This window comes from Labrys okinawensis (assembly GCF_002982075.1).
GTDB classification, from domain to species: Bacteria; Pseudomonadota; Alphaproteobacteria; order Rhizobiales; family Labraceae; genus Labrys; species Labrys okinawensis_A.
Map to the genome: position 1 here is coordinate 723,687 of NZ_PUEJ01000003.1, position 11,608 is coordinate 735,294.

Consider the following 11,608-nt stretch of genomic DNA (forward strand, 5'->3'; position numbering starts at 1 on the left):
CAGGTCAGATGGGCTCGCTTGCACGAACGGGCCTGTCATGGGACAGGGCAGGCCCGTTCGCCTCGTTTCAGAAGGTCTTCAGATTGCCGTAGCGGTCGGTATAGCTGCTCGGCTTGGTGACGTTGAGATTGTCGAAGTCGTTGTTCCAGATCTTGTCGGTGAATTCCTTCGGGCTGCCGCTGACGCCCAGGCCGCGCAGCTGCAGCTGGAACTGCACCGTGGTATCGTATTTCAACGACGTGGTGTCATAGGAGCGCGAGACGCTCATGCCGAGCGCGATGCAGGCGTCGACATAGGTCAGCCCGGCATAGCTCGACGAGAACTTCTTGGTCCTCATATCGTAGAGAGCGCCTGCGCTGGCGATCCAGTTCTCGCTCAGCTTGAAGGCGGCCTTACCATTGATGCCTTCACGATCATCGAGCCCGAGCAGCGGCTGGGCATCGTAGCGTGCGTAGATGATGTCGGCCTTCAGGCGCCCGATCGTGCCGAGGGCACCGACCTCGAACTGCCGCATGTCCCAATTCTTCTGATCGAAGCGGGCACCCGACAGGATCGCGAAATTGTTCACCGGCTGCAGATAAACGCGCGCGACATAGTCGGAGATATTGCGATCCAGGCCCGACTGCAGGCCGGTATTGGCCATGTCGCCCCTGGTGAAGGAATTGGTGCCGCCGAAGGAGTAGGACTGGCCGAACATGGCATTGTAGTAGCCACCGCCATTGGTCGTCAGCGAATATTGCAGGCCGGCATTGACGCGAGAACCGTCCTCGACCCGGTCATAGCCGGAATATTTGTCCCAGTCGAACAGGTTGGTGTCGTCGAAGATCAGGCTCTGAGCATCTTCATTGGGGAAGACGCCGCTCTGCATCGCCTTGGGACGCAGGATGACCTGGGCGATCGGCTCGATGATCTGCGTGCCCCAATCGGACTGCGAGATAAAGGGGTAGCGATAGTCGAGGCCGATGGCCGGCACCAGGCGCGCGGCCGTATCGTTCTTCTTGTTGCTGACGAACTGGTCGGCAGGGTTGCCGTCGAGCTGGGTAAAGCCGAGATCGCCGCGGACATAGGCGAAGGGCGTCCACTGCTGCCCGTAGGTGTCGGTGAACGTCTTCTTCCAATAGGCGTTGATCGAAGCGCGCGTATAGGTACCGTCGATGCCGCGCTGCAGGCAGTTGACCCGGGTCTTCGGGTTGAAGCTATTGATGCATCTATCGTCTGGAACGCCCAGGATATTGTCGAAGGCGGCCTGCTGGCGCGTAAGGCTGGTCAGGTTGACGTTCCAGCCGAGTTCGCCGCCGAACACCGGGCGGTCGACGATGTAGTCATAGTCGACCACCGGCGCGACCACGGGCAATTGCTTCTGCACGTCGGCGGTGGTCAGGCCCTGGAAATAATAAGCGCGCAGATCGAACCAGGATTTGGTGCCGACACCCGTCAGGTAGACGGTGGAGGTGGCCTCCGTCTTGCCCCTGAGATTGTCGAGCCGGTAGTCGCGCCAGTAATATTTGTCGCTCAGCAGCGAGCCATCCCAGCCGAAGCGCCATTTGTCGTTCAGCCAGAATTCGCCCTTGGACGAAATCGAACCGCGCCAGTTCGGCCGGCCGATATCCTCGTTGGCGAACTTGTCCGGATCGCTGATGAAGGCACCCGATGCCATCACCGAATAGGCGCCGTTCAGCGTCCGATGACGCCATTCGATCTGGCCGGTCGGGCCCTGGCTGGTAGCATAGCCGGGCGTGATGGTCAGATCGTAATTGGGAGCGAGGTCGATGAAATAGGGCAGTTCGAGGCCGTAGCCGATCCGCGAGGAGTGGAAATAACGCGGCGTGATGAAGCCGCTCTTGCGGGTGACGGACGGGTCGGGGGTCGACATATAAGGCAGGTAGGCGATCGGGAAGCCGAAGAACTCGAAGCGAGCATCTTCGAAATAGATCATCTTCTCCTGCTGGTTGTGGATGACCTTGACGGCCTTGATCTGCCACAGAGGCGGCTTCTGAGGATTGTCGGCACAGGGGGAACAGGCCGAATAGACGCCGTTCTGGAACACGGTGACATTGCCGCCGGTGCGCTCGGCACGGTTGGAGGCAACATAGAGCTCGTCCGCCGTCACCATCTTCAGCGAATTGACGAAGCCGTCTCTGAAATCGTCGGTGAGATCGAAATTGTCGGCGTAGGTCTTGGTGCCGTCGGCTTCGGTGATGACGACATTGCCGTTCGCCCGCACGCGCTTGGCCTTGCGGTCATAGACCACACGGTCTGCCTGCAGGGCGCGGCCATTGTAATAGATCTGCACCGTGCCGATGGCGGTTACGACCTCGTTGTCCTGGTCGTACTGCATCTCCCTGGCCTTGAGGACCATGTTGGAGCTGCCCTGACCTCCGGCACCATCGGAACGCGCACCCAAGGGCCCGAGCAGGTTTTCCTGGGCGTGAACTTTTGACGGCAACAACGCAAACGACAGCGCTGCAACCGCAACGGTGGTGCACAGCATGGTCGTAAGGAAGTGGCGAGCTGATACGCGCATCAGCCATCCTCCTGGTTAAGCAACACGGTAAATCCGATCAGGGCCGCAATGGCAGCCGGAGTCCAAGCGGCGACGGCTGGCGCAACCAGCCCCGCAATGCCCAGATCCTTGGCCATTTTGGTTACGACATACAGCAAGAAACCCGCCCCGATTCCACTCAAGATCATCACACCAATACCGCCAAGGCGTGCAAACCGTAGCGAAACCGTCGCGGCGATCAGCACCATCGCCACGAGCAGCAGGGGACGAGCTAGAAGCGTCTGATATTGCAGCCGGTAATCATTTGCATCAAGTCCCGCGGCGCCCTGTTGTGCGATTGATGACGGGAGTCTCCAGAAAGACACGCTGTCGGCGGACACCGCAAATTTCTGATCGACCTGCGACTTGGTTAAATTGCTAGGGAATTCAACACTTTCCGACGTTTTGACCGGCTGGTTGGGGATGAATTCCTGGACGTTGGATAGATGCCAGGCGCCCTTGTCAAGTTTTGCGGTATCGGCTTCCAGTCGCCTGACAAAGCGACCGTCGGCATCCAGCGCATAGATGGTAACGCCCGTCAGCGCGCCGTCGTCGCTATTTTCGGCCGACGTATGAATGACGGCCTGGCCGTCGCGGATCCAGCGGCTCTTGTCGTCGTCGCGGATCTGGCGGGCGCCGAAAACGCGGGTATCGAGCAGGTCGCTTCGCGTCTTTAGCGCCGCCGACAGCGGGTTGAAGGCGATTGCGGCCAGGATGCCGAGGACGACGGCGCAGACGACCGGCGGCGCCAGGAATTGCCAGACCGACAGGCCGGCTGCACGCATCACCACCAACTCGAGCCGCAGGCTGAGATTAACGAAGCAGATGATGGCTCCGAACAGGAAGACGAAGGGCAGGGTCTGCTCGATGATGGAAGGCGTTCGCAGCAGGGACAAAGCCGCGATCGAGCCCACGGATACGCGCGGCAAGTCGCTGGCGCGCCGGCTGGTCTCCGCGAAATCCAGCAGGAAGATCATGACGAACAGAAAGGCAAGCACGCCGAAAATGGCGATGAGGAAGCGCTTACTCAGATACCGGCCGAGAGTGGATGTCAGAATCATGCGCTCGCCGTCCTGTTGGCGAGGCGTGAAGTCAGATCATTGTACCAATTCGTCAATGCGCGCGGCAGCGACAGTCGCAGATGGCCGGCGATGACGGCAAGGCAGATCAACGAGGTCAGGATCGGCACGCCGAATGCAATATAGACGCCGCCGGCCGAATGCACGCTCAGGCTCTGCGTGGCGATGAAGCCGAGAATGCGCACCACCAGCACGCTCAGAATGGCAAAGCCGATCGCGCTGGCCCGGCCCTGGCGCGTGGTGCGCGCCTGGCCGAGAAAGGCAAGGGCGACCAGCATGAAGGCAATCGGATAGAGCGGGGCGGTAAACCGGTCCACCAGTTCGCCGCGAATGCGGCCGCGCTCAGCCGGTCCCTTCATCTCGGATGGCCGGGTGTTCCACAGTTCACTGGTGTAGCGGTCCCGCGGTTTGTAGTTGATGGCATCGTTGTCATCGCGGGCAAGCTGCGAGAGGTCGAACTGGTATTGCTCGAAGGTGACGATCGAGGCATCGGAGGAAGCGCCGCCTTCCTGCTGCTGCAGCGAGCCGTTGTTGAGGACCAGCACGAGCCCGGTCGGCGTGTCGACGATCTTGCCTGTTCCGGCGATATAGGTCTTGGTCTTGCCCTTGTCGCGGGCATCCTGCACGAAAATGCCGAGGAGCGTACCGTCGGGCTGGCGCTCGCGGATATGGAAGGTGAAGCCGCGCAGGGCGGTGAACTGGCCTTCCTTGAGGAAGTGCTGCACCACGTCGGCCGCCGCGGCCACGCGCCAGGCGGTTAGCTCATGCTGGCTGGCTGGCTGTATATAGAGGGTGACGGCGGCAATCCCCGCTGCAACGAGGCCGGTAATGCCGGCAAAGGGCGGGATCAGCCGGGAAGGTGAATAGCCCGCCGCATTGAGGACGACGAGTTCCGAGCCGGCATTGAGACGCTGCAGCAGCCACACCGCTGCCAGGAAGACCGCCAGTGGCGCGACAACCACCACCAGTGCCGGCAAGGCGAGCGAGCTGATGGCGAGGAAAACCAGCACGGACTGGCCCTGTGCCGTCATGACGTTGAATTCGCGCAGGGCGCCGACCATCCAGGCCAGAAGCGTCAGCACGACGAGGCAGACCAGAAAGGCAAAGCCAAACTGTCTGGCAATATATCGGCTGACGAGGTTCATTGCCTTTTCGGGTCTCCTACCCGTTGCTTGTAGCCTCCTGCTAGGCGGCAGGCGAGACGTTTGTATGGCAGGACCGGGGCCGGGAGCGGATTGTTGTAGACATGGTTACGGATTGACATGCAAAAGTCCCAACAAGCCGTCAACCGCGCGGCAACTTCCTAGAATGGGCATCAATTATGGTTTCCGAATTGAAACTGTCTTTTTCAAAAGTCGAGAAAATTGGCGACGGCATTGCCGTCATATTCACAAATATCGATTTGGCGGTATCGCCTGAAACGGAAGCTGCTCTACCGGGTATCGGCAGTCTGGTCAAACGTGCGGCTTCCGCCGATAATTTCAAGGGGAAGGCGCTGAGCTCCCTCGACATTCTTGCGCCTTTGGGCTTGGGAGTGGATCGGGTCATCGTGATTTCGCTCGGCAAGTCCGAAGAAAGCGCCCGCACCGATTGGGTCAAGGCCGGAGGCAGCGCGATCGGGAAGCTGCCGGCCTCGGCGAGGTCGGCGACCGTGGTGCTGGACCTCCCGGGTATTGCGGTGACCGCCGAACAGGTGGCGGACTTCGCCCTCGGCGCCCGGCTGAGAGCTTACAAGTTCGAGCGTTACAAGACTCGCAAGCAGGACGATGCGGCGCATAAGGTCCTTGAATTGACGATCGCCAGCGCGGCGGAAGGAGCGGCCAAGAAGGCCGCCAAGTCCCGCGAGGCAATCGCCGGCGGAGTCAGGCTTGCCCGCGATCTCGTCAACGAGCCGCCGAACGTGCTCTATCCCGAAGCCTTTGCCAAGCGGGCGGCCGAATTGGAGGAACTCGGCGTCGAAATCGAGATTCTCGACGTCAAGGCCATGAAGAAGCTCGGCATGGGCGCGTTACTCGGCGTCGGCCAGGGCTCCGAGCATGATAGCCGCCTGGTGGTGATGCGCTGGAACGGCGCCAAGAATCGCGAGGCCAAGCCTGTCGCCTTCATCGGCAAAGGGGTGACCTTCGACACCGGCGGCATTTCCATCAAGCCGGCCTCGGGCATGGAGGACATGAAGGGAGACATGGGCGGCGCGGCCTGCGTGGTCGGGCTCATGCATGCGCTTGCCGCCCGCAAGGCCAAGGCCAATGTGATCGGAGCCATCGGCGTGGTCGAGAACATGCCTGACGGCAAGGCCCAGCGTCCGGGCGACATCGTCACCTCGATGTCGGGCCAGACCATCGAGATCATCAACACCGACGCCGAGGGCCGGCTCGTGCTGGCGGATGTGCTCTGGTACATCCAGGACAAGTACAAGCCGCAATTCATGATCGATCTCGCCACGCTCACCGGTGCCATCATGGTCGCGCTTGGCCAGGAATATGCCGGTCTCTTCTCCAACAATGACGAACTGGCGGGACGCCTGTTCATGGCGGGGCAGGCGACGGGCGAGCGGGTCTGGCGCATGCCGCTCGGCTCGGAATACGACAAGCTGATCGATTCCAAATTCGCCGACATGAAGAACACGGGCGGCCGCAATGGCGGCTCGATCACCGCGGCCCAGTTCCTGCAGCGCTTCGTCAACGAGACGCCCTGGGCGCATCTGGACATCGCCGGCACCGCCATGGGTTCGCCCGCCAGCGACGTCAACCGCAGCTGGGGCTCGGGCTGGGGAGTGCGCCTGCTCGACCGGCTGGTGGCGGAGCATTACGAAGGGTGAGAATCACGCTGTTCGGTACGCCTGACAGCGTCTACACACGGATCATCCGGCTGATTCTCGAGTTCAAGAATGTCGGTCATGACTTTGTCATGGCTGACATTTTCGACGATGGAGGTCTGCCGGATGACTATGAGCGGCGCCATCCGTTCCGGCGTATTCCATGCATCGAGATCGATGGAATGGTGGTCTATGAGACCGATGCCATTGCCCATTATCTCGAGGCGCTGCTCCCCGAGCCTTCGCTGATACCCGCCGATGCCCGCACCGCGATGCGCATGCGCCAGATCATGCGCGTGGTCGACAATTACGCCTATCGGCCGCTCGTCTGGGGTATCTACGTGCCGCAATGGGGGCGCGATGGCACGATGCCGGCCCAGGAGACGCTGACGGAAGCCGAGACGGCATTGCGCGCCCTCCAGGAATTGGTGGGCGAAGGGGGCGTCGGGCTTTCTCCCAACCTGGCTTGGTGCTACCTCGCACCCGTCCTGGCCGTTGCCGACAGCGTGGCGGCTGGAAGCGAATTGATCGATCGCGTGCCGGCATTGAAGGAATGGTGGCATTGTGTCCGAAGCGCATCTGCCATGGTGCGGACGCGATCATCGGAAAGCCGCTATTGAGAAAGGCGAGGCGATGACGGAATTGCTTTTCTATCATCTCCAGCGGGCCCCGCTCGAACGGGTATTGCCGGGCCTTCTGGAAAAATCCCTGCAGCGCGGTTGGCGCTGCGCGGTGCAGGGGCCACAGGAGCGCCTGCGCTCGCTGGACGACATGCTCTGGACCTATAATGATGAAGCCTTCCTGCCGCATGGCCTGGAGAGCGATGATGGCCCCGCGCAGCCGATCGTGCTGGTGACGCATGAGGGCAACCCCAACGGGGCCGCTATCCGTTTCCTCGTCGATGGTGCTCCCCTGCCGCCGGATGCGCCGAGCTATGAGCGCATCGTGCTGATGTTCGACGGCAACGACGCCGAGGCCGTGCAGGGTGCACGGGATCAATGGAAGCAGGCCAAGGAACTGGGCTTTGCCGCAACCTACTGGCAGCAGAGCGAGGAGGGGCGCTGGGAGAAGAAGGCGTAATCCCGCTGCCCAAGCCATCGCTAGAGCAAAGCGCGTTCAAGCGTGAACGCTTATTTGCTCTAACTCATTGTTCTGAAGCGTCTTTGCGATTCTAGGTGACTCCGTCTAATCGCAAAACGCTATAGCGCCCGGCATCGCTGGATGGGGACGAAATACAGGCCAACCGGCTTCCAAAGCCGGAGCGCCCCGCTCCTGCCGGGCGGCAGGCTGATACCGCAGAAGGTGGGTGGAACACGAAAACCTCTCTCGACGGTGTGAAAAAAAGCAGGTTCAATCCGACGGCCATCCAGGTGGAGAACATAATGAAAATTGGAACCCTATTGCGCGGCGCGCTGCTGGGGCTTGCTTTCGGCGGGCTCACGGGTACGGCGTCGGCCGATCAGCTGGCCAACGTCAAGAGCGCCGGTAAGATCGTGACTGCGACGGATATGCACTATGCGCCGTTCGACATGGTCGTCGACGGCGCCTATCAAGGCATGACCAAGGACCTGTTCGACAATGTCGCCAAGGAGATCGGCGTCGAACCCGTCTATCAGGACTTGCCCTGGACCTCCCAGCTTCCAGGCCTCGAAGTGTCGAAATTCGACATCGTCATCGCGCCGGTGACGATCACGCCGGAACGGCTCGAGCGCTATACCTTCACCCCGCCGATCGCCGACGCGACCGTCGGCATCGTCAAGGCCGCCGCCAACAAGGATATCAACAAGCCGGAGGATATCGCCGGCAAGACAGTCGGCGTGCAGCAGGGCACGGCGCAGTTCAAGCAGCTGCAGGAATTCGGCGCCAAGGTCGGCAATGTCACCATCAAGGAGTATGGCACCACCGACGAGGCCTATGCCGATCTTGCCGCCGGCCGCCTCGATGCCGTGGCGGGCTCGGCACCCAATCTTGCCTATCTCGTCAAGCAGCGTGGCGACGTGTTTGCCTTGCCTGAAGTTTCGACTTTCGGCAGGCCGACTTATTTTGCCTGGGTGCTCCGAAAGGGTGACGACAGCGCGAGCTTTGCCGGCGCCATCAAGGACGCCATCGCCAAGATGACCAAGGATGGGCGCATCAAGGCGATCCAGGAGAAGTGGCTCGGCAAATATACCGAACTGCCGCTCGACGTGCCGGCCAAATGAGTGAGGCCAAGTGACTGAGCCAAGTGATTTGGGCCAAGTGATTTGGGCCAGGTGATTTGGGCCAGGTGATTGGACCAAGCGACTTAGGTAAATAACCTGGAAGGTGCGGCGCCCCACTGGCGCCGCACTTCGACCGCCGCCCTGGTGTGCATGTTCTCGCTGAATGCCTTCATCAAGAGCTTCCACGCGCTTGCGCTGGGAGCGCCCTATACGCTGATCGTCTCCGGACTGGGGATTGTGATCGGGCTCGCCGTCGGCGCCCTGATCTGCGCCGGTGCGTTGTCGCCTTCGCGCGCCCTGAAAACGGTCGCTGCGGTGTGGATCAGCTTCTTTCGCGGCGTGCCTCTGATGGTGCAGCTGCTGTTGGTGTTCTATCTCCTGCCGGTGATCGGCATCAACGTGCCGCCGATCGTGGCGGCGGTGCTGGCGGTCGGCTTGTGCTCCAGTGCCTATGTCGCCGAGATCTGGCGCGGCGCCATCAATGCGTTGCCAGTCGGGCAGGGAGAGGCGGCAACGGCTATCGGCATGCTGCCGCGGACGATCTGGACACGGATCATTCTGCCCCAGGCGGTGCGCCTGTCGCTGCCGGCCTTGGTCAATGAACTCATCCTGCTGGTCAAGGCCTCCTCGCTGGTCTCCCTCGTCGGCATCTGGGAGATTACGCGTGCCAGCCAGGCGGAAGCCGGCGCAAGCTATCGCCCGCTCGAAGCCTATGTCGCGGCGGGATGCCTCTATCTCGTGATCAATCTGTGTCTGGCCGCGCTCGGCCGATACCTGGAACGAAGGATGGCGGCTTGATGGAGCTGATCGCTCATTACGGGCCGGCGCTGCTGCGCGGTTTCGGCATGACGGTGCTGTGCTGGCTGGTCGGCACCGCCTGTTCCGTCGTCCTGGGCCTCGTCATCGCGCTGGCGCAGCGTTATGGGCCGGCACCGTTGCGCTGGCTGCTCGTCGTCTATGTCGAGGCCATTCGCGGCACCCCGTTCCTGGTTCAGCTCTATGTGCTCTATTATGGCGGTCCCGCCTTCGGCTTGAGGTTGGAAGCCCTGTCGGCCGGGCTGATCGGCCTGTCGATCTATGGCAGTCCCTATTTCGCCGAGATCTTCCGCTCGGGCTTCAACGCGGTACCACTGGGGCAGATCGAGGCGGCGCGTACCATCGGCATGAGCGAGTTCGCCATCATCAGGCGCATCCTGCTGCCGCTCGCCTTGGTGTCATCCCTGCCGGCGCTCGTGAATTTCGCCATCATCCTGACCAAGGAGACGGTGGTGCTCTCGACCATCACGGTGCCCGAGCTGCGCTATCAGGTGGACCGGATGATCACCGAGACCTTCCGTTATTTCGAGGCCACCCTAGCGTTGGCCCTCTTCTTCTGGGGTCTGGTGGAGTTCGTCTCCCGGCTTGGCCGCTGGCTGGAGAGCCGCGTGACCCACTACATGATCGAAAGACGCTGACCATGATCGAAAGAAACTGACATGGAGCAGGCCTCCTCCGTCGAGATCCGCAAGGTCGACAAGTTCTACGGGCCGTTCCAGGCGCTGAAGCAGGTCTCGGTCTCGGTCCCTCCCGGCAAGGTCACCTGCCTGATCGGCCCGTCCGGATCGGGCAAGTCGACCCTGCTGCGCTGCATCAACTTCCTCGAGGAGTATGATGCCGGCGAGATCCGCATCGACGGCCGGCTGATCGGCTATGAGAGTCCGGGCGGCAAACGTATGGGCTCGGGCAAGCTGCGCGACATGCGCCGGCGCATCGGCATGGTGTTCCAGCAGTTCAATTTGTGGCCGCATATGACCGCGCTGCAGAACGTCGCCGAAGGGCTCGTCCAGGTGCGCGGCTTCTCCAAAGCCGAGGCCGGCGCGCGCGCGGCGGAGGCGCTGCGCAAGGTCGGGCTGGCGGACAAGATGACGAGCCATCCCGGCCGGCTTTCCGGCGGGCAGCAGCAGCGCGTCGCCATCGCCCGCGCCATCGCCATGGAACCCAAGCTGATGCTGTTCGACGAGCCGACCTCGGCGCTCGATCCCGAGCTGGTCGGGGAGGTGCTGAACGTGATGAAGCAGCTTGCCGCCGAGGGGATGACCATGGTGGTTGTCACCCACGAAATGGGTTTTGCCGCCCATGTCGGCGATCAGGTGGCCTTCATGGAAGCGGGTGAACTGGTCGCCGTCGATACGCCGGCGGCGATCTTCCACGATCCGGCCGACAAGCGCATCCAGTCCTTCCTGCGCACCTATAACGAGCGCAACAGTTTCTAGAGCAGGGTGATTTTTGGTTGAATCGTTGGATTCCCAAATCGATTGAGAAGTGATTCAAGATAGCTGCGGCGGAGGAGGCCGCAGCGAATGGCAGTTCCTTATTCGATGGACCTTCGTGAGCGGGTTGTTCGAGCGGTCAAGGAAGAAGGGTTTTCGCGCAACCAGGCGGTGCTGCGTTTTGGCATAGCGGTTTCGACGGCGGTGCTTTGGCTGCAGCGGGACAAGGCAAACGGCAGTGTGGCGCCGGGGAAGATGGGGGGCCATAAGCCGCGCGCGATCAGCGGTGAGCATCATGACTGGCTGGTTGGGCGCTGCCGAGACGGAAGTGCCTTCACGATCGCCAAGTTGATCAAGGAATTGGCCGAGCGCGGGCTCAAGGTCGACCATCACAGTGTGTGGAATTTCCTGCACGAGCAGAAGCTGAGTTTTAAAAAAGGACGCTGGTCGCCAGCGAGCGCAGCCGGCCCGACGTCGCCCGGCGCCGGCAGCAATGGATCAAATACCGTCCCCTGATCACCCCCGAGCGGCTTGTGTTCATCGACGAAACTTGGACCAAGACCAACATGGCCCCGCTCCGCGGCTGGAGCAAATGCGGCGAGCGGCTCGAGGCCGTCGTTCCCCATGGCCATTGGAAGACCCAGACCTTCATTGCCGCTCTGCGCCATGATCGGGTGGAAGCACCCTGGGTCCTGGATGGTCCGATCAACGGCGAGAGTTTC

The 11,608-nt window shown here is 61.6% G+C and carries 10 protein-coding genes and 1 pseudogene; 8 read left to right on the forward strand and 3 right to left on the reverse strand.

Translation table 11 applies throughout. The annotated features are described in order from the left end of the window. Positions 1 to 67 precede the first annotated feature (67 nt). The 3 genes from C5L14_RS10325 to lptF are packed head-to-tail and all read right to left on the reverse strand — an operon-like array spanning position 68 to position 4,766. Positions 68 to 2,524, reverse strand: coding sequence for an LPS-assembly protein LptD (locus C5L14_RS10325; protein ID WP_105861921.1), 2,457 nt, complete (start codon positions 2,522 to 2,524; stop codon positions 68 to 70). After that, positions 2,524 to 3,603 carry an LPS export ABC transporter permease LptG gene (lptG, locus tag C5L14_RS10330; RefSeq protein WP_245196641.1) on the reverse strand — a complete coding sequence of 360 codons (1,080 nt, stop codon included), beginning with the start codon at positions 3,601 to 3,603 and terminating at the stop codon, positions 2,524 to 2,526. Before lptG ends, C5L14_RS10325 begins: the two co-directional genes overlap by 1 nt. Further along, positions 3,600 to 4,766: an LPS export ABC transporter permease LptF gene (lptF, locus tag C5L14_RS10335; protein WP_105861922.1), complete on the reverse strand. Its 1,167-nt coding sequence runs from the start codon at positions 4,764 to 4,766 to the stop codon at positions 3,600 to 3,602. The genes lptG and lptF overlap by 4 nt, the downstream gene beginning before the upstream one ends. 176 nt (positions 4,767 to 4,942) lie before the next feature. Between lptF and C5L14_RS10340 the strand changes: the two genes are divergently transcribed. The 8 genes and pseudogenes from C5L14_RS10340 to C5L14_RS10375 form a co-directional block, all read left to right on the forward strand. Further along, entirely contained in the window at positions 4,943 to 6,439 is a 1,497-nt protein-coding gene (locus C5L14_RS10340; protein WP_105861923.1) for a leucyl aminopeptidase, read from the forward strand. After that, on the forward strand, positions 6,436 to 7,056 hold the full coding sequence (locus tag C5L14_RS10345) for a glutathione S-transferase family protein (protein WP_181161107.1): 621 nt from the start codon (positions 6,436 to 6,438) through the stop codon (positions 7,054 to 7,056). The genes C5L14_RS10340 and C5L14_RS10345 overlap by 4 nt, the downstream gene beginning before the upstream one ends. A 13-nt stretch (positions 7,057 to 7,069) precedes the next feature. Continuing rightward, entirely contained in the window at positions 7,070 to 7,516 is a 447-nt protein-coding gene (locus tag C5L14_RS10350) for a DNA polymerase III subunit chi (RefSeq protein WP_105861925.1), read from the forward strand. 302 nt (positions 7,517 to 7,818) lie between these two features. Further along, complete coding sequence (locus C5L14_RS10355) at positions 7,819 to 8,637, forward strand: transporter substrate-binding domain-containing protein (protein ID WP_105861926.1); 819 nt, start codon at positions 7,819 to 7,821, stop codon at positions 8,635 to 8,637. Between the two features lie 150 nt (positions 8,638 to 8,787). Then, positions 8,788 to 9,435 carry an amino acid ABC transporter permease gene (locus C5L14_RS10360; protein WP_105861927.1) on the forward strand — a complete coding sequence of 216 codons (648 nt, stop codon included), beginning with the start codon at positions 8,788 to 8,790 and terminating at the stop codon, positions 9,433 to 9,435. Further along, positions 9,435 to 10,091: an amino acid ABC transporter permease gene (locus C5L14_RS10365; protein ID WP_105861928.1), complete on the forward strand. Its 657-nt coding sequence runs from the start codon at positions 9,435 to 9,437 to the stop codon at positions 10,089 to 10,091. Before C5L14_RS10360 ends, C5L14_RS10365 begins: the two co-directional genes overlap by 1 nt. A 21-nt stretch (positions 10,092 to 10,112) precedes the next feature. After that, on the forward strand, positions 10,113 to 10,889 hold the full coding sequence (locus C5L14_RS10370) for an amino acid ABC transporter ATP-binding protein (protein WP_105861929.1): 777 nt from the start codon (positions 10,113 to 10,115) through the stop codon (positions 10,887 to 10,889). 87 nt (positions 10,890 to 10,976) lie between these two features. Further along, positions 10,977 to 11,608, forward strand: a pseudogene (locus C5L14_RS10375) (IS630 family transposase); the annotation flags it as partial.